General features: G+C 71.2%; 16 protein-coding genes and 1 pseudogene. 12 read left to right on the top strand and 5 right to left on the bottom strand.

The window, feature by feature from the left end:
* Window positions 1-5: 5 nt before the first annotated feature.
* Entirely contained in the window at window positions 6-1,001 is a 996-nt protein-coding gene (locus tag H343_RS0125650) for an aldo/keto reductase (protein ID WP_028433459.1), read from the bottom strand.
* A gap of 146 nt (window positions 1,002-1,147) precedes the next feature.
* Here H343_RS0125650 and H343_RS0125645 point away from each other — a divergent pair, with 146 nt between their 5' ends.
* The 7 genes and pseudogenes from H343_RS0125645 to H343_RS32865 all read left to right on the top strand — a co-directional run bounded on the left by H343_RS0125645 (window position 1,148) and on the right by H343_RS32865 (window position 12,379).
* The gene (locus H343_RS0125645) at window positions 1,148-2,107 is read left to right on the top strand and encodes a 2-hydroxyacid dehydrogenase (protein ID WP_028433458.1); all 960 of its coding nucleotides are present in this window, start codon (window positions 1,148-1,150) and stop codon (window positions 2,105-2,107) included.
* Window positions 2,108-2,668: 561 nt separating this feature from the next.
* Entirely contained in the window at window positions 2,669-5,896 is a 3,228-nt protein-coding gene (locus H343_RS32870) for a putative bifunctional diguanylate cyclase/phosphodiesterase (RefSeq protein ID WP_486587045.1), read from the top strand.
* A 239-nt stretch (window positions 5,897-6,135) separates the two neighbouring features.
* A complete protein-coding gene (gene ilvB / locus H343_RS0125635) occupies window positions 6,136-8,055 on the top strand; it encodes a biosynthetic-type acetolactate synthase large subunit (protein ID WP_028433457.1) in 1,920 nt (639 codons plus the stop codon).
* A 30-nt stretch (window positions 8,056-8,085) separates the two neighbouring features.
* Window positions 8,086-8,610 carry an acetolactate synthase small subunit gene (ilvN, locus tag H343_RS0125630; protein WP_028433456.1) on the top strand — a complete coding sequence of 175 codons (525 nt, stop codon included), beginning with the start codon at window positions 8,086-8,088 and terminating at the stop codon, window positions 8,608-8,610.
* 145 nt (window positions 8,611-8,755) lie between these two features.
* A complete protein-coding gene (gene ilvC, locus H343_RS0125625; protein WP_028433455.1) occupies window positions 8,756-9,754 on the top strand; it encodes a ketol-acid reductoisomerase in 999 nt (332 codons plus the stop codon).
* 411 nt (window positions 9,755-10,165) lie between these two features.
* Window positions 10,166-11,755 carry a phosphoglycerate dehydrogenase gene (serA, locus tag H343_RS0125620; RefSeq protein ID WP_028433454.1) on the top strand — a complete coding sequence of 530 codons (1,590 nt, stop codon included), beginning with the start codon at window positions 10,166-10,168 and terminating at the stop codon, window positions 11,753-11,755.
* A gap of 116 nt (window positions 11,756-11,871) precedes the next feature.
* Window positions 11,872-12,379 (top strand): annotated as a pseudogene (locus H343_RS32865) (DinB family protein).
* Between the two features lie 24 nt (window positions 12,380-12,403).
* Here H343_RS32865 and H343_RS0125610 read toward each other — a convergent pair.
* From H343_RS0125610 to H343_RS0125600, 3 genes are all read right to left on the bottom strand, one after another.
* Complete coding sequence (locus tag H343_RS0125610) at window positions 12,404-12,868, bottom strand: cyclic nucleotide-binding domain-containing protein (RefSeq protein WP_028433453.1); 465 nt, start codon at window positions 12,866-12,868, stop codon at window positions 12,404-12,406.
* 20 nt (window positions 12,869-12,888) lie between these two features.
* The gene (locus H343_RS0125605; RefSeq protein ID WP_028433452.1) at window positions 12,889-13,560 is read right to left on the bottom strand and encodes a CBS domain-containing protein; all 672 of its coding nucleotides are present in this window, start codon (window positions 13,558-13,560) and stop codon (window positions 12,889-12,891) included.
* 246 nt (window positions 13,561-13,806) lie between these two features.
* Window positions 13,807-14,712, bottom strand: a complete 906-nt coding sequence (locus tag H343_RS0125600; RefSeq protein ID WP_037905240.1) for a universal stress protein — start codon at window positions 14,710-14,712, stop codon at window positions 13,807-13,809.
* A 409-nt stretch (window positions 14,713-15,121) separates the two neighbouring features.
* Here H343_RS0125600 and H343_RS32860 point away from each other — a divergent pair, with 409 nt between their 5' ends.
* Window positions 15,122-16,405 carry an MFS transporter gene (locus H343_RS32860; RefSeq protein ID WP_051266029.1) on the top strand — a complete coding sequence of 428 codons (1,284 nt, stop codon included), beginning with the start codon at window positions 15,122-15,124 and terminating at the stop codon, window positions 16,403-16,405.
* A 154-nt stretch (window positions 16,406-16,559) separates the two neighbouring features.
* Here H343_RS32860 and H343_RS0125590 read toward each other — a convergent pair whose 3' ends face one another.
* Complete coding sequence (locus H343_RS0125590) at window positions 16,560-17,948, bottom strand: helix-turn-helix domain-containing protein (RefSeq protein WP_028433450.1); 1,389 nt, start codon at window positions 17,946-17,948, stop codon at window positions 16,560-16,562.
* Window positions 17,949-18,294: 346 nt separating this feature from the next.
* On the opposite strand from H343_RS0125590, the gene H343_RS0125585 reads away from it, so the two are divergent.
* The 4 genes from H343_RS0125585 to H343_RS0125570 all read left to right on the top strand — a co-directional run bounded on the left by H343_RS0125585 (window position 18,295) and on the right by H343_RS0125570 (window position 22,588).
* On the top strand, window positions 18,295-19,221 hold the full coding sequence (locus H343_RS0125585; protein ID WP_028433449.1) for a proline dehydrogenase family protein: 927 nt from the start codon (window positions 18,295-18,297) through the stop codon (window positions 19,219-19,221).
* Window positions 19,222-19,255: 34 nt separating this feature from the next.
* The gene (gene pruA / locus H343_RS0125580) at window positions 19,256-20,887 is read left to right on the top strand and encodes an L-glutamate gamma-semialdehyde dehydrogenase (protein ID WP_028433448.1); all 1,632 of its coding nucleotides are present in this window, start codon (window positions 19,256-19,258) and stop codon (window positions 20,885-20,887) included.
* 390 nt (window positions 20,888-21,277) lie between these two features.
* Window positions 21,278-21,409, top strand: a complete 132-nt coding sequence (locus H343_RS36150; RefSeq protein WP_486587044.1) for a hypothetical protein — start codon at window positions 21,278-21,280, stop codon at window positions 21,407-21,409.
* A 141-nt stretch (window positions 21,410-21,550) separates the two neighbouring features.
* Window positions 21,551-22,588, top strand: coding sequence for a 3-isopropylmalate dehydrogenase (locus H343_RS0125570; RefSeq protein ID WP_028433447.1), 1,038 nt, complete (start codon window positions 21,551-21,553; stop codon window positions 22,586-22,588).
* The last annotated feature ends 20 nt before the right edge of the window (window positions 22,589-22,608 follow it).

Raw genomic sequence — 22,608 nt, 5'->3', positions numbered from 1 at the left:
GGTATTCACTCCCAGGAGCCCCGTGCGGGCGGCAGGGCGCCCAGTTCCGCCATGTCGGCGGGTGTGAGCACCACATCGGGCGACGCGGCGTTCTCCAGCACCCAGCGCTCCTTCTTCGTACCGGGCACGGGAATGACGTGCCGGCCCTGCGCCAGGAGCCAGGCCAGCGCGATCTGGGCGGCACTCGCCCCGCCGTGCCGTGCGGCGACCCGCCGCAGGCCCGCCACGACCGGCTGATTGGCGGCCATCATCTCGGCGGTGAAGCGCGGGTGCCGGGCCCGTACGTCGTCGCGTTCGAACCCGCCGCCGGTGGTGAGCGTCCCGCTCAGATAGCCGTTGCCGAGCGGCATCGCGGCCAGGAAGCCCACACCGCGTGCCGCGCACCAAGGCAGCAGCGTCCGCAGCGCCTCCCGCGACCACAGGGACAGTTCTGCCTGCACACCGCTGACCGGGAAGATCTGCTGCACCCTCTGCAGCTGCCGGATCGTCCCTTCGTGTATGCCCGTTCCGTTGCGGCGGTCCGCGCGGGCGCCGACCGCGCAGAAGCCCAGCGCGCGCACCTTGCCCGCCGCGACCAGCTCCGCCATGGCGCCCCAGGTCTCCTCGACGGGGACCTCGGGGTCGGCGCGGTGCAGCTGGTAGAGGTCGATGACGTCGGTCTGCAGCCGCCGCAGAGAGGCGTCGCAGGCCCGTCTCACATAGCCGGGGCGTCCGTTGGCCACCAGATGCTGCTCGCCCACCAGCAGCCCGCACTTGGTCGAGACGAAGGCGTCGTGGCGCCGCTCCTTGAGAACGCGCCCCAGCAGCAGCTCGTTGGTGAAGGGCCCGTACATGTCGGCCGTGTCGAGCAGCGTCATCCCGCGGTCCAGCGCGGTGTGGACCGTCCGCAGGGACTCCTCACCGTCCTGCTCGGAGGTGGAGTAGGCCCAGCTCATGGGCATGCACCCGAGGCCCACCGCGCCCACTTCGAGCGCCGCCGCACCGATTGTCCTGCGCTCCACTTGGTCCGGACTCCCCTCTGCCGGCCCCCAAAGTAACGCGTGCCCCCGGGAGCGTCCGACCAGCCTCCCCGCCCGCCCGGGCCCGACCGCGCGCCGGGCTCCCCTCCTCCTCGGCCATGGAACCCTCCCGGCATTAGCCTCTGACCATGGACTCCTCCGACGCGCGGGCCGCCACAGACGTCTGGCTGCCCATCCCGCCCGCCCAGATCGACAACCTTCCCGACGCCTTCACCTACCACTTCTGGGACGGCGACGAGGAGTTCCCCGCCGACCCCGCCGACTGCTGCTTCTACGTCGTCCCGTACATGAAGGGACAGGCCGTCGCCGTACGGCCGTTGGCGGAGATGCCCCGGCTGCGGGTGGTGCAGACGCTGACGGCGGGCATAGACCATGTCGCAACGGCCGTCCAGGACCTCCCCGCCGGCACCCTGCTGTGCAACGCCCGCGGTGTGCACGACGCCTCGACCGCGGAGCTGGCCCTCGCGCTCACGCTGGCGGCGCTGCGGCAACTGCCCTCGTTCGTACGGGCGCAGGACGCCGAGGAGTGGAGTCCCGGCGTCCACGAGGCGCTCGCCGACAAGACGGTCCTCATCGTCGGACACGGAGCGATCGGTGCGGCCGTGGAGGAGCGCCTCGTCCCCTTCGAGGTCGAGGAGGTGCTGCGGGTCGCCCGCAGCGAACGCACCGCCCCGCGCGGGCCGGTGCACGCGCTGGACCGCCTTCCCGAACTGCTGCCCCGAGCCGACGTGGTGATCCTTTGCACCCCGCTCACGGAGGAGACCCGCGGCCTGGCCGGCGCCGGTTTCCTCTCCCGGATGAAGGACGGGGCGCTGCTCGTCAACGTCGCGCGCGGGGGAGTCGTGGAGACCAAGTCGCTGCTGGCGGAACTGGAGTCGGGCCGGCTGCGTGCGGCGCTCGACGTCACCGACCCGGAACCGCTGCCCGCCGGACACCCCCTGTGGCACGCGCCCGGCACGCTCATCACCCCGCACGTGGGCGGGCCGACTTCGGCGTTCCTGCCGCGCGCCAAGCGGCTGTTGCGTGCTCAGCTCGACCGCTGGGCGGCCGGCGAACCGCTCGCCCACACGGTGGCCGTGGCGGAGTGACGAAGGGCCTGCGGAGGGTGACCGGAAGGGTCGCCCGAAGGGCGCAGGAACACTCTCCGGATGCGTACGAACGCTCGCTGTGCGCGCAACATCCCAGGTCGTCACGTTCTGTGTTGAGGGTATGTCCCTCTGTGACTGTTTGGTGTATCGTCCAAGACGGGGGCGAACCCGGACACGAGGGGGCGGCGGGCGAATGTGGGGCCGATGGAGGAACTCCCGGCGGACGACGCGCCGGACATCACAGACGAGTTGCCGGCGGCCGGTCCCGGGGTGGACGGCCGGGGACCGGAGCGCGGGCCTTCCCTGGTGCGGCAGCCGCACCGTGGGGACGCGGCGCTGCGGGCCCGCTCCGTTCACCGGGGGGACACGGTGAGGGCCGGCGGAGTGGCCCCGCGGCAGGGCCGGTTCGTGAAGGCCGCGACGTGTGCACAGCCGTCGACGCCGCAGTGCCCCGCGTCCGGTTCGGCACAGCGCGACGTCCCAGTGGCGGGCCGTGCGGCGGGCGTTGCCGTCCCGCGTCAGGGGGAGCGCTCGGACTCGTCCGACGGCCCACGCACGAGCATGTTGCCCCAGCTGATGCTGGTGCTGCTCTGCGGCGGCTACGCGGTGGGGGCCGCCTTCGGCTGGGGCTCGAAGCAAGTGTCGCTGTTCATGGGCGATTTCGGGCTGAGCGCCGCCGGGCTGCTCGCCGCCGCCTCCTGCCTCCGCTACTCACATGTCCACCGGGGCACCCAACTCGGGCCCGCCTGGATACTGTTCGGCATCTCCTCGCTGATGGCGGCCGCCGGCAACGCGGTGTGGGGGTGGTACGAGGTCGTACTGCGGCAGCCCGTGCCGAGCCCCTCCGTGGCCGACTACTGCTTCCTGCTCTTCGCCCCGCCCGCCATCATCGGCCTGCTGGTGCTGGCCAAGCGGCCCGTCACCCGGGCCGGCTGGGTCTGCCTGGGCCTTGACTCCTGGCTGATCGGCGGTTCGCTGCTCACGATCTCCTGGTCGCTCGCGCTCGCCCACACCGGGTACTGGCAGGGCGGTTCGGTGGCAGGCGCCGCGCTGCGTCTCGCCTACCCGCTGCTGGACATCGTGCTGGTCAGCATGGTGCTCGTGCTGCACTTCCGGCGCACGGAGGCACATCGCTCGGCGGTCAACACGGCCATCGGCGCGCTGGCCCTGACCGTGCTGTGCGACGCGCTGTTCACGTCGCCGCTGCTCCAGCAGCACTATGTCTCCGGGCAGTTGCTCGATGCCGGCTGGTTCGCCGGGGCGCTGCTGCTGGCGTACGCGCCGTGGGTCGGCGGCGGGGAGAGCGAGCCGCGCCGTGAGACCGCCCGCGAGCGGGCCGCCTCTCCCACGCGTACCGCCGGAGCCGGACGGCGGCCGAAGGGCCGGCCGTGGGAGACGGCGGCGCAGACGGAGCCGGAGACCGTGCCCGACCGGCCCAGCCGTCCTATCGCGGGTTCGCTCGCTGCGCTCTCCCCCTACCTGGCCGCCGCAGTGTGCACCCTGGGCATCCTCTACAACGCGGTCGCCGGCCGCGAGATCGACCGTGTGGTGCTCCTGACCGCCTGCACGGTCGTGCTGGCCCTCGTCGTGCGCCAGGGCATCATGCTGCTCGACAACATCAGCCTGACCCAGGAACTCGCGCAGAAGGAGAACCACTTCCGCTCCCTGGTCCAGGGCTCCAGCGACGTCATCATGATCGCCTCCCCCACGGGAGTGCTGCGGTACGTCTCGCCCGCGGCGTCCGGTGTCTACGGGCGCGACGGCGACGCGCTCATCGGCTCCGAACTGGCCTCTCTCATCCACCCCGAGGACCTCGCCCGCGTCCTGCACGAGCTGCGCCGCTTCCTCGCCGCGTCACCCCAGGAGGAGCCCTCGACACGGATCGAGTGCCGCTTCCGGCACGGCGAGGGCCACTGGCTGAACGTCGAGTCGACGGTCAACCGCTACCGCAGCGGGCTCATCTTCAACAGCCGGGACGTGACCGAACGGGTCAGGCTCCAGGCCCAGTTGCAGCACAGCGCCTCGCACGACCCGCTGACGGACCTGCCCAACCGCGCCCTGTTCACCGAGCGGGTGCGCAAGGCCCTGGTCGGCCGGCGGGGCGGCGACAGCGAACATGCCGTGCTCTTCATCGACCTCGACGGCTTCAAGGCGGTCAACGACAGCGTCGGCCACCAGGGCGGTGACGAACTGCTCGTCGCCGCTGCCCGCCGCCTCCAGGAATCGGTCAGGGCGGGGGACACGGCGGCCCGGCTGGGCGGTGACGAGTTCGCCGTCCTCATCCTCGGCGACGGCAACCCCAGCACCCACGCGGACGGCGAACGGGAGACGCGCATCCAGGAGATCGCGGACCGTCTGCGCATGACCCTCTCCGAGTCCTACGAGGTGGAGGGGACGGAGGTGCGGGTGGCCGCGTCCATCGGCATCGCCTTCGCCGAGCCGGGAATCTCCCCCACCACGCTGATGCGCAACGCGGACATGGCGATGTACAGGGCGAAGCAGGCGGGCAAGGCCCGGGTCGAGCTGTACGCGCCGCAGATGCACAGCGAGATGCGTTCGGGGGCCGGCCGTCGTGCCGCGCTGACGACCCGGCTGCGCACCGCTCTGGACGACGGCGAGTTCGCGCTGCTGCACCAGCCCGTCGTCGAACTCGCCAGCGGGAAGGTGGCCGCTGTCACGGCCCAGCCGCGATGGCGTTCGGCTCAGGGCATCCTCTTCACGCCCGCCGAGTTCCTGCGTACCGGGGGTGACTTCGGCGGCCCGGCCGGAGGCCCCGTCGGCCATGGGAGCGGCCCCGGGGGTCATCCGCGTGAGGGGGGCGAGCTGCGGGCCGAGAGAACCGCGGAGGTGAGCCGCTGGCTGCTGGAGGAGGCGGTGCAGCAGGCCGCTGCCCGCCACACGGCCGGGTTCCCGGCACCCGTCTCGGTACGGATGCCCGTGAGCCGCCTCACGGACTCTTCCCTGAGCCTGAGCGCCGTGGAGGGCCTGCTCGCCCGGTACGAGCTGGAGTCGGGGACGCTGATAATGGAGCTGGCGGACACCGACGCCCGCGTCGCGCTGGACGAGCTGGAGCGGAGACTGCGCGCCCTGCGCCGCCTCGGTGTGAGCATCGCCCTGGACGGCTTCGGCAGCGGGCCCCTCGCCGTGTCCGCGCTGCGGCGGCTTCCCGTGGACATCGTCAGGCTCGACCGCGGCCTCATCGAAGGCGTGGCGGAGTCCCCGCTGCAACGCAAGATCACAGCAGGGTTGCTGCGCCTGGCAGGTGACCTGGGCCTGACGTCGGTGGCCGAGGGGGTCGATCTCCCGGAGCAGGCCGTCAGGCTGCGGGAGATGGGCTGCACCCACGGCCAGGGAGCGGCGTTCTCCGGGCCGCTGGACGAACACCGCCTGCGGCACGCCCTCTCCCGCGGCGTCTATCCCGTGCCCGAGCTTCCCAGGACCGCCGGCAGGAGCCACGGGCGTACGGGGAGCGCGACGGGCGGTGTCACGGGGGGTACCGGCGGCGGAGGGGGCGGCGGCCTCAGCGGTGCCGCGCGCCCAGCCGGAGCTTCGGGCCCCGGCGCGGGCGGCCGAGGGGGCGACGGCAAGCGCCGGGGCGGGGGGCGGTCGGTCGTGGTCGCCGGAGCGTTACCCGTCCGGATGCAGGAGCGGCGGGAGACGATGCCGCCGTGGCTGGTCTCCGGGGAGGTACGGGAAGGGCCGGAGGCGTCCGTGCCGTCCTCGTCGCAGCTCGCAAAGGCGCCCTCGGTCCCCTGTCCGGATGTCGAGACGCCCGTCCCACCCACTTGACACGGAAAGAGCGCCGGGGGAGGGTCTGTGCCATGCGCACCCGAATTCTCGTACTTGACAAGCGCGTCGACTGACCGGGTCCTCACTACAGACCTGGCGACCTCAGCGACGCGCTTCCCCTCGCTTGCCTCACGGCACGGGGGGTTTTTTGTTGCACAGGAACCGGAGCACAAGCTCCGCACTCGGCACCAACCGCACAAATCGAGCGTCAACCCTCATTCTCCGAGAAGAGATCACCGATGACCGAGCAGGCCACCGGGGCCCCGAAACCGCAGCCGCGGGCCCGTACCGCCGGACAGCAGCAGGCCGCGCCAGTCGAGATGACGGGCGCGCAGTCCCTCATCCGTTCTCTCGAGGAGTCGGGTACCGACACGGTATTCGGCATTCCCGGCGGTGCGATCCTCCCGGCCTACGACCCGATGATGGACTCCTCACGCGTCCGCCACGTGCTGGTGCGGCACGAGCAGGGCGCCGGCCACGCGGCCACGGGTTACGCGCAGGCCACCGGCAAGGTCGGTGTCTGCATGGCGACTTCCGGGCCCGGCGCGACCAACCTCGTCACGCCGCTCGCCGACGCGCACATGGACTCGGTGCCGCTGGTCGCGATCACCGGCCAGGTCGCCTCCGGCGCGATCGGGACGGACGCCTTCCAGGAGGCCGACATCTGCGGCATCTCCATGCCCGTCACGAAGCACAACTTCCTCGTCACGGACCCGGACGAGATCCCGCGGACGATCGCGGAGGCCTTCCACATCGCCTCGACGGGGCGGCCCGGCCCGGTCGTGGTCGACATCGCCAAGGACGCGCTGCAGGGCCGTACGACCTTCACCTGGCCGCCCGTCCCGGACCTGCCCGGCTACCGCCCGGTGACCAAACCGCACGCCAAGCAGATCCGAGAGGCCGCGAAACTGATCACCGAGGCGCGTCGCCCGGTGCTCTACGTCGGCGGTGGCGTGATGAAGGCGGGGGCCACCGCGGAGCTGAAGGTGCTCGCGGAGCTGACCAAGTCGCCGGTGACCACCACCCTGATGGGTATCGGTTCCTTCCCCGACAGCCACCCTCAGCACCTGGGAATGCCCGGGATGCACGGCACCGTCGCAGCGGTCACCTCGCTGCAGAAGGCCGACCTGATCGTCGCGCTCGGTGCCCGCTTCGACGACCGCGTCACGGGCAAGCTCGACTCGTTCGCGCCCCTGGCGAAGATCGTCCACGCCGACATCGACCCGGCCGAGATCGGCAAGAACCGCGCCGCCGACGTTCCGATCGTCGGGGACGCGCGTGAGGTGATCGCCGATCTGGTGGTCGCCGTCCAGGCCGAGCTGGGGGAGGCGTCGGCCCAGGCCGGTCCGGACGCCGCGGGTTCGCAGGGCGCGGGAGCGCCGGCGGGTGCCCGCGAGGCGGCCCGCGCCGGATACCCGGACTGGTGGGCGCAGTTGAACCGCTGGCGGGAGACCTACCCGCTGGGATACGACCTGCCCGAGGACGGCTCCCTCTCCCCGCAGCAGGTCATCCAGCGCATCGGGCAGCTGGCACCCGACGACACCGTCTACGCGGCCGGGGTCGGTCAGCACCAGATGTGGGCCGCCCACTTCATCGGCTATGAACGCCCCGCGACCTGGCTCAACTCCGGCGGCCTGGGCACCATGGGCTACGCCGTCCCCGCCGCTCTGGGCGCCAAGGTCGGACGGCCGGAGGCGACCGTGTGGGCCATCGACGGCGACGGCTGCTTCCAGATGACCAATCAGGAACTCGCGACCGCCGCGCTCAACGGCGTGCCGATCAAGGTCGCCGTCATCAACAACGGTGCTCTGGGCATGGTCCGTCAGTGGCAGACGCTCTTCTACAACGAGCGCTACTCCAACACCAAGCTGCACTCCGGCCCCGGCGACGACGTCGAGAAGCCCCGCAGGGGCACCCGCGTCCCCGACTTCGTGAAGCTGGCCGAGGCGATGGGCTGCGTCGGCATCCGGTGCGAGGACCCGGACGAGCTGGACTCGGTGATCGAGAAGGCCAACGCGGTCAACGACCGTCCGGTGGTGATCGACTTCATCGTCCACGAGGACGCGATGGTCTGGCCGATGGTCGCGGCAGGCACCTCCAACGACGAGGTCATGGCGGCGCGCGGCGTCCGCCCCGACTTCGGTGACAGCGACGAATGAGGCCGTCAGGCCCGGGAGAAGGAACGACTGATGTCCAAGCACACGCTCTCCGTCCTGGTGGAGAACACACCCGGCATCCTGGCCCGGATCGCGTCACTGTTCTCGCGACGCGGCTTCAACATCGACTCGCTGGCCGTCGGTGTGACCGAGCACCCCGAGATCTCCCGCATCACGATCGTGGTGAACGTGGAGGACCTGCCGCTGGAGCAGGTCACCAAGCAGCTCAACAAACTGGTCAACGTTCTCAAGATCGTTGAGCTGGACCCGGCCTCGGCCGTCCAGCGTGAACTCGTTCTGGTGAAGGTCCGTGCCGACAACGAGACCCGCTCCCAGATTGTCGAGATCGTGTCCCTCTTCCGCGCCAAGACCGTGGATGTCTCGCCGGAGGCCGTCACCATCGAGGCCACCGGAAGCAGCGACAAGCTCGACGCCATGCTCAAGATGCTGGAGCCGTACGGCATCAAGGAGCTGGTGCAGTCAGGGACCATCGCCGTGGGACGCGGCGCCCGCTCCATCACCGACCGGAGCCTGCGCGCGCTCGACCGGTCGGCCTGACAGACCGCCTGACAGGCGCCTGGCAGGCCCCGGGCCGGCGACCCCTCACCATCGGCCCTGCCCGACCGGCATAGGTTGGGCGGGGCACCCCCTTCTGAACCACCCGGGGGAGCACCCCCGGACCCCGAACGAGGAGATTTCCCAAGTGGCCGAGCTGTTCTACGACGACGACGCCGACCTGTCCATCATCCAGGGCCGCAAGGTCGCGGTCCTCGGCTTCGGCAGCCAGGGCCACGCCCACGCGCTGTCCCTGCGCGACTCCGGTGTCGATGTGCGGGTGGGCCTGCACGAGGGCTCCAAGTCCCGCGTCAAGGCGGAGGAGCAGGGCCTCAGGGTGACCACTCCCGCCGAGGCGGCGCAGGAAGCCGACGTGATCATGGTGCTGGTGCCGGACCCGATCCAGGCCAAGGTCTACCAGGAGTCCGTGGCCCCCAACCTGAAGAAGGACGACGCCCTCTTCTTCGGGCACGGTCTCAACATCCGCTACGGCTTCATCAAGCCGCCCGCCGACGTCGACGTGTGCATGGTGGCGCCCAAGGGCCCGGGTCACCTCGTGCGCCGCCAGTTCGAGGAGGGCCGCGGTGTCCCGTGCATCGCCGCCGTCGAACAGGACGCCAGCGGCCGGGCGTTCGAGCTGACGCTCTCCTACGCCAAGGGCATCGGCGGCACCCGCGCGGGCGTCATCAGGACGACCTTCACCGAGGAGACCGAGACCGACCTCTTCGGCGAGCAGGCCGTGCTGTGCGGCGGCACCTCCGCACTGGTCAAGGCGGGCTTCGAGACACTCGTCGAGGCGGGCTACCAGCCCGAGATCGCCTACTTCGAGTGCCTGCACGAGCTGAAGCTCATCGTGGACCTGATGTACGAGGGCGGCCTGGAGAAGATGCGCTGGTCGGTCTCCGAGACCGCCGAGTGGGGCGACTACGTCAGCGGCCCGCGCATCGTCAACGACCAGACCAAGGCCGAGATGAGGAAGCTGCTCGACGACATCCAGGACGGCACCTTCGCCAACAACTGGATGGCCGAGTACAACGCGGGCCTGCCCAAGTACAACGAGTACAAGAAGGCCGACCAGGACCACCTCGTGGAGACCACGGGGCGCAAGCTCCGCAAGCTGATGAGCTGGGTCGACGAGGAGGCGTGAGCCCCGCACGGGTGCCCTTGTGAGGCGCGGCGGGCGAGTGCTGTGCCGCTCGTGCCCGCCGCGCCGCGCGCACCCCGCGCGCGTCCGTCCGCGCCGCCCCTGCCCGCTCCCACGGGCGCCGCGGGGCGGCCGGGCAGGTGCCGGCCCGCCCGGCACCGGGACCGGACGAGGCCGTCCGCAGAGGGCGGGTGTGTGGCTGTGCGTGGCGGATTGATAGCAGGGAGGGGCAGCCCCGACCCCCTCCGCGTCGCTACACTGCACGGAAGCCAAGCGCGTCACAGGCTCACAGCGTCGTGCGTCTGCCCTGCGCCTGCGGGGATGACCCCCTCCACCGTCTACGGCCGTCGGGACGCGGCCGTTGCTCCTCGCCGCCCGCCCGCGGCGAGGATGAACCGCCAGACTGGAGACCACGTGAGCAAGCCCGTAGTACTGATCGCCGAAGAGCTCTCGCCCGCCACCGTCGACGCCCTCGGACCGGACTTCGAGATCCGCAGCTGCAACGGGGCCGACCGCGGCGAACTTCTCACCGCCATCGCCGATGTCGACGCCATACTCGTACGCTCGGCCACCAAGGTCGACGCCGAGGCCGTCGCCGCCGCCCGCAACCTCAAGGTGGTCGCGCGCGCCGGTGTCGGGCTCGACAACGTCGACGTCCCCGCCGCCACCAAGGCGGGCGTCATGGTGGTCAACGCTCCCACCTCCAACATCGTCACCGCCGCCGAGCTCGCCTGCGGCCTTCTGATCGCCAGCGCCCGCAACATCCCGCAGGCCAACACCGCCCTGAAGAACGGCGAGTGGAAGCGCAGCAAGTACACCGGTGTGGAGCTGAGCGAGAAGACCCTCGGCGTCGTCGGCCTCGGCCGCATCGGCGTGCTCGTGGCCCAGCGGATGTCCGCGTTCGGGATGAAGGTCGTCGCCTACGACCCGTACGTGCAGCCCGCCCGTGCCGCCCAGATGGGCGTGAAGCTGCTCTCCCTGGACGAACTGCTGGAGACCTCGGACTTCATCACCGTCCACCTTCCCAAGACCCCCGAGACTCTCGGCCTCATCGGCGACGACGCGCTGCACAAGGTCAAGCCGGGCGTGCGCGTCATCAACGCCGCCCGCGGCGGCATCGTCGACGAGGCCGCGCTCGCCTCCGCCCTCAAGGAGGGCCGGGTCGCCGGCGCCGGTCTGGACGTGTACGCCAGCGAACCGTGCACCGACTCACCGCTCTTCGAGTTCGACCAGGTCGTGTGCACCCCGCACCTCGGCGCCTCCACCGGTGAGGCGCAGGAGAAGGCGGGTATCGCGGTCGCCAGGTCGGTGCGGCTGGCGCTGGCGGGCGAGCTGGTGCCGGACGCGGTCAACGTGCAGGGAGGCGTCATCGCCGAGGACGTACGTCCGGCGCTGCCGCTGGCCGAGGGACTGGGCCGGATCTTCACCGCGCTGGCCGGCGAGGTCGCCGTCCGCCTCGACGTCGAGGTGTACGGCGAGATCACCCAGCACGATGTGAAGGTGCTCGAACTCTCCGCGCTCAAGGGCGTGTTCGAGGACGTCGTGGACGAGACGGTGAGCTACGTCAACGCTCCGCTGCTCGCGCAGGAGCGCGGCGTGGAGGTCAGGCTCACCACCTCCAGCGAGTCCGCGGAGCACCGCAACGTGGTCACCGTCCGCGGCACCCTCAGCAGCGGCGAGGAGGTCTCGGTCTCCGGGACGCTGGCCGGGCCCAAGCACCAGCAGAAGATCGTCGCCGTCGGTGAGCACGACATCGACCTGGCGCTGGCCGAGCACATGGCCTTCTTCCGCTACGCCGACCGTCCCGGCGTCGTCGGCACCGTAGGCCGCATCCTCGGCGAGGCCGGCATCAACATCGCGGGCATGCAGGTGGGCCGGGCCACCGCCGGCGGCGACGCCCTGGTGGCGCTGACCGTCGACGACAGCATCCCGGCGCCCGTCCTCACCGAGATCAAGGGCGAGATCGGCGCCACCTCCGCCCGCAGCGTCGACCTCGCGGACTGAGCGAGGCACCACCCCTGAGAGCACCGGCTGTGTCCGGACCGCCGAACGGCGCGGTCCGGACACAGCCCTTTCCGGCCCGCCCGCCCGCGGGGACCGAGCGAGAGGAACGAGCCGCAATGACCGTCGAACGCCCCGCCCCGCCCCGGATCGCGGGGGGAGAGGGAGATGCTGCGCTCCTGGCTCGACTTCCACCGCGCCACGCTGGCCGTGAAGTGCGAAGGGCTCGGCGACGACGACCTGCGCCGCCGGTCCATGCCGCCCTCCACGCTCTCCCTGCTCGGCCTGGTACGTCACATGGCCGAGGTGGAGCGCGCCTGGTTCCGCAAGGTGATCAACGGCGAGGACGTGCCGTGCGTCTGGTCCCCGGAGGGCGACTTCCAGATCGCTTACGACGCGGGTTCGGCCACCCGGGAGGAGGCGTTCGGCGCCTGGCAGGCGGAGGTCGCGCACGCCCGCCGTGTCGAGCGGGAGGCGGAGTCGCTGGACGTCACCGGCCACCAGGCCAGGTGGGGCGAGGACGTCTCGCTCCGGACGGTGATGCTGCACCTCACCCACGAGTACGCACGCCACAACGGGCACGCCGACCTCCTCCGGGAGGGCATCGACGGCACCGTCGGTGTCTGACCCCCGCGCCGCCCGGCAGGTGCCTCACAGTCCGAAGCCGCTGCCCTGCGGCCCGTAGAGGTCCAGCAGCCGCCGGCGCGCCTTCTGCAGCCGCCGCGCGATGATCTCCGCCACGCAGCGGGTCAGCGCCTGACCGAACACCGGTTCCTCCTCGCACAGCGCCCGCACGGCCTTCGCCTCGAACTCCCAGGCCCTCACCGGCGTCTGCGCTGTGGCCCCGAGATGCCAGCTGTAGGGAGGGAACAGCCACGACCAGCCCAGCAGGTCGTCGGCGCCGAGGGTGTCCACCTGCGCGGCGTGCCGTCCGGGCACGCGCAGATCGAGGGTGACCGAGCCGCTGCGGATGATCCAGAACCGGTCCGCGCGGCGGCCCTCCTCGAAGATGCGGGTGTCCCTGGAGAAGTGGGCCTCCCCGGACAGCTCCATCAGCCGGTCACTTCCCGCGGCGGGGAGGTCGGCCAGCAGCCTGGGACGTGTCGGCGTGGTCATCGGCGGTCCTTCCGGCACGGTCACGGCAGCGCCGTGCTCCGCGTCTCCTCGGTACGGCCCGCCAGGTGGCTGCGTACCTTCACGACGCCGTCCACCCCCTGGCACAGCCGCTCCACGACGGGTACGAGACTGCCGGTGCCGACGTCACCGCTCAACGTGACGCAGCCGTCGGCGACTTCGGCCGTCACCTGACCGGGAGCCAGACCGACGGTGCCCTCCAGGACGTCGCGGACGATCTCGTCGCGGATCGCCGCGTCCTGCCGCAGGAAGACACGCAGCAGGTCCGACCGGCTGACGATCCCGACCAGGCGGTCGGCTTCGTCCACCACCGGCAGCCGCTTGACGTGGCGGTCCTTCATCACGCGGGCCGCTCCCACCATGTTCCACTCCGGCCGTGCCAGCACGGGCGGACTCGTCATCAGGTCATGCGCGGTGGCGGCCTCGTCCGGCGGGCGCCTGCCCTGCTCGCCGTCCCGGTCGGGCAGCAGACCGTAGGGGTCGGGCTGTCCCGCCTGCCTCTCCAGCAGGTCTGCCTCGGAGACCACACCGACCGGGTGCCTGTCGTCGTCGACGACCGGGAGGGCGGTGATGTCGTGCTCGGCGAGAAGCTCCGCGATCTCCTTGAACGGGGTGTCGCGGTGCACGTGCACGACGCCCCTGGTCATCAGGTCGTGAATGGTCCGGTGCTGCATCCGGCCCCGCTCCCTTCCGGTGCCCGGGCTCGCCTTCACGCCTCACTGTCCGCCGTGCCGCGACGGGCCCGACAGGGCCGGAAGGGGAAGCGCCCGGTGCCGTACGGGCCTCTCTGCGGGGCCGCTCGTCCCCGGCCGCGCCGGGGAGGGCCGTCCGGGGACGTGCCGGACGGGCGTACGGGCGTACGGGCGTAGGGGCAGGCGTACAGGCGGGCGGCGGAATCCGGAGCTTCGGGGACCGCCGGCTCAGGGCTGTTTCCGCGGCACGACCACGACGGGGCAGTGGGCGTGGTGCAGCGCCGCCTGGCTGACCGAGCCGAGGAGCATTCCCGAGAACCCGCCCCGTCCCCGCGTCCCCACGACGAGCAGCTGTGCGTCCTCGCCCGCCTCGATCAGCGCCTCCCGTGTCCGTCCGTGCACGGAACGCCGCTCCACGTTCACGTCCGGCCAGGTCTCGCCGCATCCGGACAGCGCCTCGGCGAGCACCCTCTCCTCGTCCTCGCGGAGCATGCCGGGTCTCCGGGCGTACGGCGCGGAGCTGTCCTGCGGAGGCGAGGGCGGAACGGACCACTCCGACCAGACGTGCACGGCGACGAGCGGCACCCCGCGCAGCGACGCCTCGGCGAAGGCGAAAGCCGTCGCGGGGCGGCTCTCGGGGGAGCCGTCCACACCCAGCACGATGCCGCCCGGGAGGTCCGGTGCGCCGCGGGCCACCAGCACGGGACAGTGCGCGTGCGCCGCGAGCTGCGTCGCCACGGAGCCGACGAGCAGATCCGCGAAGCTGCTGCGCCCTCTGCTCCCGACCACGACGAGGGGCGCGGAGTGCGACAGGCCGACGAGCGTCGTGAGTGCCTCTCCGGTGGCGATGTCGGTGGTCACCTCTGTGCGGGGTGCGACGGACCTGGCCAGTGCGACCGCCTCGGCGAGGTACGCGTCGGCGGCACGGCGCAGAGACTCCTCAGGTACGAGCGCTTCCTCCCCCGGTACGTACGCCGGGGCTCCCGGGCCGATGGGCGCGGGCGGCCAGGTGAGGGCGTGTACGACGTGCAGGTCGGTGCCCCGGAGCCGCGCCTCACCGGCGGCGAGTTCCACCGCCCTGCGGCCGGAGGGCGAACCGTCCACTCCCACGACCACCGCGTTGTTCTTGCCCATCGCCGCCTCCTCGCTGTAGTCGGTCGAACGCACAGCGCGCACATCGGTGATGGTAGTCGTGTGGTTGTGTGCCGTTGGTTCCGGTTCGGGGTGTGTGCCCGTTCTGCTGCCTTCGCCCCCATTTGTGCGGCCTGCCACGGCCGAGCGGCTTCCCGACGGCGGGCCTCGGACGGCGGCCTCGGCCTTCACCGTCGCCGCCCGCCTCCGTCAGCCGTGGTCCTTCACCCGTCTCCGGTTGACTCTGCGACCCCGTGAGTGATCGCGACGACTCCCTGGGTGCCTGGCCAGGTTTCGAGCTGTTCTCCGTGATCTGGCCGAAGGAGGCACTGCGGCCTGCTTTCGGGTCTGGGTAGCGTTGCCGCGACCTGGGGAGGGGACGGCAGTGCCTGCGAGGAGAAGCCGTTGGGGCGTGCTGGTGCAGCGGGATTTCCGTCTGCTGTGGATCGGGGAGACCGCCAGTGGTGTGGGGAGCGGCATCACCACCGTGGCGCTGCCTCTCGTGGCGGTGCTCACGCTACGGGCCGACGCACTGGAGGTCGGTCTCCTCGCCGCGGCGGTGTGGCTTCCGTGGCTGATCGTGGGTCTACCCGCCGGCGCCTGGGTCGATCGCCTGCGCAGGCGGCGCATCATGATCGTCAGCAACCTTGTGTCCGCAGCGATGTATGCGAGTGTGCCGGTCGCAGGGTGGCTCGGCCGATTGACGATCGGACATCTCTTCGTCGCGGCACTCGTCTGTGGTACTTCCGCCGTCTTCTTCAACACGGCCTGCCACGCGTATGTGCCGGCAGTCCTCAGCAGGCAGGACCTCGCGGACGGAAACGCGAAGCTGCAGGTAAGCGAAGCCGGGACGCGCGTGTTGGGCAGGAGCACGGCTGGGTTCGTAGCCCAAGCCGTCGGTGCGACGGTGGGACTGCTGGTGGACGCGCTGACCTTCCTGATCTCCGCTGCGTGTCTGCTCGGCATCCGGACCCGGGAGCAGAGGCGGGGAAGCCGGCCGGAGGCAACCAGCTTGATCCGGGAGATCGCCGTCGGCTTGCGCTTCCTCGGCCACGACCCCTATCTGCGGCCCATCGTGATCTATGGCGCCACCCTCAATCTCCTGCTGATGGGCTACCAGGCCGTCCAGGTCATTTTCCTCGTCCGGACGATCGGAGTCAGCGCCGGCACCGTCGGCCTGTTGGTCATGTGCGCCAGCCTCGGCGGAATTCTCGGTGCCCTGAGCGCAACACGTCTGTGCCGTCGCTGGGGCACAGCACGCGCCATGGTGGCAACACAGGGTTTGGCCTGTCCCTTTGCACTCCTTCTCCCTCTCACCACGTCCGGTGCGGGCCTGCTGCTGTTCGGTGCAGGAGCGTTCGTCCTCGGCGCAGGCGTCGCCGTGTGCAACGTCGTCGTGGGCACGTTCCGCCAGAGCTACTGTCCGCCGCACCTTCTTGGACGCGTCTCCTCCGCCGCGATGGCCACCAACCAGGGCACGATCGCGATCGGTTCGGCTCTGGGCGGCGTACTGGGCTCAGCCATCGGAATTCGCCCGACCATGTGGGCGATGACGATTCCCCTGGCCCTCACCTGGCTGCTCCTGGTGTTCAGCCCTGCAGCCAAGACACGTGACCTGCCACTGGTTGCCGGGCCGGACCTCCCAGACGAGGACCACCGGCTTCGCCGACAGCTGGAGAAGCCTCACCAAGCGTGAGCGCCGTCCATTCGCGCTGACACCTCTTGAGGGCATGAGTCCTCTGGAGGAGGATCACGAGTGACGGTGAACCGGCCGCTGCTGAACTTGATGATTCGCGCTCGAATCGTGGAATCGGCCTGTGCCGGTGCGCATCGCCCACCGACATTGCGCATCAGATCGCGGCCCCTGCGTCGCCCTTCAGCCGGGCCGACTTCAGTGCCATGTGCAGCAGCAGCCGTGAACCGCCGTCGTCCAGGTCGAGGCCGGTGAGGGCTTCGACCCGGGAGAGCCGGTAGTAGAGCGTCTGACGGTGGATGCCCAGGGCCGCCGCCGTACGGCCCGCCTGGCCCGCGTGGTCAAGGAACACCTCGGCGGTGCGGGCCAGTTCGGCATGGGCGGGGCGCAGCAGCTCCCGCAGCACCGGGTCGTGCCCCGGGCCGGTGTGCAGCGCGGTCAGCAGCCGGTACGGACCGATCGCGTCCCACTCCGCCACGGGCCCCAGCCCGCTCTCGGCGGCGGCGGACCGCGCTGCGGCGAGCGCCTCCCGCCAGGCGGGCAGCGCTCCGCTCAGGCCGCGCCGCGGGGCGCTGATCCCGGCGGTGGACGGCGCGGACGGCGCGGACGGCGCGGACGGCGCGGACGGCGTGCGCAGCAGGTTGCCGGCAGCTGTACGGGCGGGGGCGAGGGAGTCCGTGCCGCGCAGCCGCACCAGTGCGGCGAGGGCGAGGGCGGGCGGCTGTCCCTCCTCCTCCGGCCCGCCGTCCTGGTGTGGGCTGCCGCCGGGTCGGCCGCCGCGCCGCCCGCCGTCCGCCGTCCGCCCGTCCCCTGTACGTCCGGCGCTCCCTGCCCGCCCGCCGTCCTCCGTACCGATGGACGGCCGAAGTGCGTTGCTGCCGGGTGCTCCCTCCGCCGGCAGTACGCACCGGGCGGCCACGTGCGGCTGCACGGCGGCGTCCGCGCCTCCCCCGGTGCCGTTTCCGTCCACCTGCCAGGGCAGCACCGCCACGAGGGCCAGTGGTCCGTCCGCCGCCGTACCGAGCGCATCGCGCAGCGCCTCGGTCCGTTCTGCTGCCGTTCCGGCGCGCTCGTCAGCGTCGAGGAGGCGGCGCAGGAGTTCGCCGCTGCGTGCCTCCGTGCGGGCCTCGGCCGCCAGCAGGACCCCGATGCGGGAGGCCACGGCCATCGCTGAGGCCAGACGGGGGTCGTCGAGGTCGAGGACGCCGTCGTCGATCAGCCAGATGTAGCCGTAGGCGACGCCCGCGTGCCGTGCGGGCAGGCAGATGCGTCCGTGTTCGACGCCCGCGGACGGTTCCGGGTCGATGCGCACCGGCCCGGTCGCCCGGGTGATGCCGAAGCTCTCGAACCATGTGCGGACCTCGGCCGTCGAGCCGCGTCCCAGGATCGAACGGGTGCGGACCGGGTCCAGGGCGGGTGAGGCGCCGTCGCTGCCGGACTCGTGGGCGCCGAAGGCGATCAGCGCGAAGTCCCGGCCCTCCAGCGTCGCGGGTGTGCCCAGCAGGGCGGAGACCTCGTCGACGAGTGCCTGGTAGTCCTCGCGCATGCTCTTCCCGCCGCTTCCGCCTGCTGCGTTCGTTTCCGTCTCTCCGGCCGCTCTCCGCAGCCGGCCCGTGCCGGTGTCCGCCGTCCTGCGGCCGATCTTCCGTCCTGTGCCGGGCCGGCAGTTGCCGTGCCCGCCCGGCGCTCCCATTCTCGTACAGATGTCTGAGATCCGGGACACGGATGCGTGACAGCTGTCGATGGCCGCGAGGTGGCGCGATCCTTAGATTCAGGGTGGCTTCCGACGCCGTGTCACCGCCGTACTCCCACCGTTTCCCACAGGGCGGCCGGGGGAGCGGCCGGTCACGGGACGCCTGGAGCGCGAAGAACGAACGCCAGTGGAGGTGCCCGTGCTGGGACCAGTGCTCCTCGCCGCCGCGCGCAGCGACGGCATCCGCCGCCTCGTCTCGAACGCGCCGGTCACCCGCCCCGTGGTGAACCGCTTCGTGGCGGGTGAACAGCTCGCCCCGTGCCTCGCGGCCGTACGTTCGCTCACGGGCCGCGGTCTCGACGTGACCCTCGACCACCTGGGCGAGGACACCACGGACCGTACGGAGGCTCTGCGCAACCGTGACGCCTACCTCTCTCTCGCCGGGGCCCTGGCGGAGGAGGGCCTCGGCGGGCGGGCCGAGATGTCGGTGAAGCTGTCGGCGTTCGGGCAGGCGCTGCCCGGGGGGCACGACATCGCTCTGGCAGGCGTCGTCCCGGTCGTCCAGGCCGCCGCCGAGGCGGGCACGACCGTCACCCTCGACATGGAGGACCACACCACCGTCGACTCCACTCTCGCCATCCTCGCCGAGCTGCGGAGGACCCACCCGCAGACCGGAGCGGTTCTGCAGTCCTGCCTCTTCCGCACCGAGGACGACTGCCGGGCCCTGTCCGGTGAGGGCTCGCGCGTACGGTTGGTGAAAGGGGCCTACAACGAACCCGGGACGGTCGCCCACCGCAGCAAGGCCGAGGTGGACCGCGCGTACGTCCGCTGCCTGAAGACCCTGATGTCGGGCGAGGGGTACCCCATGATCGGATCGCACGACCCGCGGATGGTGGCCGTCGCCCAGGAGCTGGCGCGGCGTCTCGGGCGCAAGCACGACGAGTTCGAGTTCCAGATGCTCTACGGCATCCGGGAGGCCGAGCAGCAGAGGCTGGCCGGCGAGGGTCACCGCATGCGCGTGTACGTCCCCTACGGAACGGACTGGTACGCATACTTCATGCGGCGTCTCGCGGAGCGCCCGGCCAACCTCGGCTTCTTCCTCCGCTCCCTCGCCACCCGCGGCTGAAACACCCCTGAGAAGTGAAGGAGAGACGGCAGCCATGGACGCTGTGACCCAGGTCCCCGCCCCGTACAACGAGCCGGTGCACACCTACGCCCCCGGCAGCCCCGAGCGTGCCCGGCTGGAGCGCAAGCTCAAGGAGCTCGCCGACAACCCCGTCGATCTGCCCATGACGGTCGACGGGCAGAAGCGGATGGGCGGCGGCGCGCGCCGCGACGTCGTCCAGCCGCACAACCACCGCAAGGTCATCGGCACTTACGCCGAGGCCACCCGGCAGGACGCCCAGGAGGCGATCGACGCCGCTCTCGCCGCCGCCCCGGCCTGGCGTGCGATGTCCTTCGACGACCGCGCCGCCGTGATCCTCAAGGCCGCCGAACTGCTCTCCGGCCCCTGGCGCGAGACGATCGCCGCCTCCACCATGCTCGGCCAGTCCAAGACGATCCAGCAGGCGGAGATCGACGCGCCCTGCGAACTGATCGACTTCTGGCGCTTCAACGTGCACTTCGCGCGTGAACTCCTCGCGGAGCAGCCGCCGATGCAGCCCAAGGGCGTGTGGAACCGGCTCGACCACCGTCCGCTGGAGGGCTTCGTCTACGCGATCACGCCCTTCAACTTCACCGCCATCGCGGGGAATCTGCCCACCGCGCCCGCCCTGATGGGCAACGTCGTGGTGTGGAAGCCCTCGCCGACGCAGACCCACTCCGCCGTGCTGCTGATGGAGCTGCTGGAGGAGGCGGGCATGCCCAAGGGTGTGATCAACCTCGTCACCGGTGACGGCAAGGAGGTCTCCGAGGTCGCCCTGCCGCACCCGGACCTGGCCGGCGTGCACTTCACCGGATCGACCAGGACCTTCCAGTACCTGTGGAGGACGGTCGGCGAGAACATCGCGAACTACAGGTCCTACCCGCGGCTGGTCGGCGAGACCGGCGGCAAGGACTTCATCGTCGCGCACCCCACCGCCGACGCGGCGGTGCTGAAGACCGCGATGGTCCGCGGTGCCTTCGAGTACCAGGGCCAGAAGTGCTCGGCGGCCTCCCGCGCCTACGTCCCCCGCTCGCTGTGGGAGAGCGGTCTCAAGGACGAACTCGTCGCCGAGACCGAGGGATTGGCGATGGGCGACGTCAGCGACCTGTCGAACTTCATCGGCGCCGTCATCGACGACCGGGCCTTCGCGAAGAACAAGGCCGCCATCGACCGCGCACGGCAGGACCCGAGCTGCGAGATCGTCGTGGGCGGTGAGTACGACGACTCGGAAGGCTGGTTCGTGAAGCCGACGGTGATCACCTGCAGCGACCCGGACAACGAGGTGTTCGCCACCGAGTACTTCGGCCCCGTCCTCGCCGTGCACGTCTACGAGGACGGCGACTGGGAGACGATGCTGGAGCAGATGGAGTCCGTCTCGGGGTACGCCCTGACCGGCGCGGTCCTCGCCAAGGACCGGGCCGTACTGGCCTCCGCGAGCGAGAAACTCCGCTTCGCCGCGGGCAACTTCTACCTCAACGACCGGCCCACCGGCTCCATCGTGGGCCAGCAGCCCTTCGGCGGTGCCCGCGCATCGGGCACCAACGACAAGGCGGGTTCGAAGTTCAACCTGCTGCGGTGGATGTCGCCGCGCGCGATCAAGGAGACCCAGGTGGCGCCGACCGACTACCGCTACCCGCACATGGGCTGACACCCGCAGCCCGCAGCCCGCAGCCCGCAGCCCGCAGCCCGTCGCCGCGTCTCCCGCGCCGACCGGCTCAGCGGCTCACCGGCTCTCACCCGCGGCCCGGCATCCTTCACCACGAAGGACGCCGGGCCGCGGTGCGTGCGTGAGCCGCCCGCGGGCCCCGTAGCGAGTGGTGTTCGTCTCAGATAGTAGGAAGGCCAATTAATTGGCGAGACATCACGGCCGTTCGCCTCTATCTTTGTATGGAGCCGAACGTCTCGCTCATCCAGCGAACGGCGGATGAGGCCCGGTGCAGCACGCAGGTGACCCCTGCCGCGCCGACCGCCCCCGCCCTTTCCGGCGTCTTCGACCCCGCCCTTCTTGAAGCCTTGTGTGCAGAAGGAGTTGCTGATCATGGATGAGACCACCCGCCGCCGCGTCCGCCACGTCACGCGCAGGAACCGTGAGGCCGACCGCAAGAACGCCGCCGCCGCCCTCCAGCGCGCCCTCGACCGCCGCGACAACGGCGGCGCCACGGGCCACTGAGGGCCTTCCGGGAGCCGACCGCACGGCCGGGCACGCCAGTTGGGCGTGCCCGGCCGAGGCCGTGACGGGGCGGCCCTGCGACGCCGTCCGCGATATGGACGTCACGTGTCAAGCCCTGGGACGGCAGGTATGGTCGCTGCCATGTCTCGCTCCATCAGCCTCGCAGTGATCCCCGGTGACGGAATCGGCCAGGAAGTCGTGGCGCAGGGCCTGAAGGTCCTCACCGCGGTACTTCCGCCGGATGTGAAGCTGGAGACCAGGCAGTACGACCTGGGCGCCAAGCGCTGGCACGCGACGGGCGAGACGCTCACGGACACGGACCTGAAGCAGCTGGGGCAGCACGACGCGATCCTGCTCGGCGCCATCGGCGATCCGGGTGTGCCCTCCGGGGTGCTGGAGCGGGGCCTGCTGCTCAAACTGCGGTTCGCCTTCGACCACTTCGTCAACCTCCGGCCCTCCAGGCTCTTCCCGAACACCGCGACCCCGCTCGCCGGACGTCCCGACATCGACTTCGTCGTCGTCCGTGAGGGCACCGAGGGCCCGTACGTCGGCAACGGCGGCAGCATCCGCACCGGCACCCCGGCCGAGGTCGCCAACGAGGTCAGCGTGAACACCGCGTACGGCGTCGAGCGGGTCGTGCGCGACGCCTACGAGCGGGCGAAGGCGCGCCCGCGCAAGAAGCTCACGCTGGTGCACAAGAACAACGTCCTCGTGCACGCCGGCCACCTGTGGAAGAACACCTTCGACAGGGTCGGCCAGGAGTACCCCGAGGTCACCACTGACTATCTGCACGTCGACGCCGCGACGATCTTCCTCGTCAGCGACCCCGAGCGCTTCGACGTGATCGTCACCGACAACCTCTTCGGCGACATCCTCACCGACCTGGCCGCCGCCGTCACCGGCGGCATCGGTCTCGCCGCCTCCGGGAACATCAACCCGACCGGCGCCTTCCCCTCCATGTTCGAGCCGGTCCACGGCTCCGCACCCGACATCGCGGGCACCGGCAAGGCCGACCCCACAGCGACGGTGCTCTCCGTCGCACTGCTGCTGCGCCACCTCGGCCTGGAGGCCGAGGCCGGCCGTGTCGAGGACGCGGTCACGGCCGACCTGGCCGAGCGCCCCGACTCCCGCACGACGGACGAGACGGGCGACGCCCTGGCGGCGCGAGTAGCCGCCTAGGCCGTTTCGTTCGGATCATC

This window comes from Streptomyces sp. TAA204 (genome assembly GCF_000424965.1).
This window is presented reverse-complemented; position numbering and strand designations above follow the sequence as displayed.

What these genes read in the sequence shown, in the direction of transcription:
- H343_RS0125645 (WP_028433458.1), top strand. Translation starts at nt 1,148, where the DNA reads ATGGACTCCTCCGACGCGCGGGCCGCCACAGACGTCTGGCTGCCCATC.
- H343_RS32870 (WP_486587045.1), top strand. Translation starts at nt 2,669, where the DNA reads ATGTTGCCCCAGCTGATGCTGGTGCTGCTCTGCGGCGGCTACGCGGTG.
- ilvB (WP_028433457.1), top strand. Translation starts at nt 6,136, where the DNA reads ATGACCGAGCAGGCCACCGGGGCCCCGAAACCGCAGCCGCGGGCCCGT.
- ilvN (WP_028433456.1), top strand. Translation starts at nt 8,086, where the DNA reads ATGTCCAAGCACACGCTCTCCGTCCTGGTGGAGAACACACCCGGCATC.
- H343_RS0125610 (WP_028433453.1), bottom strand. Translation starts at nt 12,868, where the DNA reads ATGACCACGCCGACACGTCCCAGGCTGCTGGCCGACCTCCCCGCCGCG.
- H343_RS0125605 (WP_028433452.1), bottom strand. Translation starts at nt 13,560, where the DNA reads ATGCAGCACCGGACCATTCACGACCTGATGACCAGGGGCGTCGTGCAC.
- H343_RS0125600 (WP_037905240.1), bottom strand. Translation starts at nt 14,712, where the DNA reads ATGGGCAAGAACAACGCGGTGGTCGTGGGAGTGGACGGTTCGCCCTCC.
- H343_RS0125590 (WP_028433450.1), bottom strand. Translation starts at nt 17,948, where the DNA reads ATGCGCGAGGACTACCAGGCACTCGTCGACGAGGTCTCCGCCCTGCTG.
- pruA (WP_028433448.1), top strand. Translation starts at nt 19,256, where the DNA reads ATGGACGCTGTGACCCAGGTCCCCGCCCCGTACAACGAGCCGGTGCAC.
- H343_RS36150 (WP_486587044.1), top strand. Translation starts at nt 21,278, where the DNA reads ATGGATGAGACCACCCGCCGCCGCGTCCGCCACGTCACGCGCAGGAAC.
- H343_RS0125570 (WP_028433447.1), top strand. Translation starts at nt 21,551, where the DNA reads ATGTCTCGCTCCATCAGCCTCGCAGTGATCCCCGGTGACGGAATCGGC.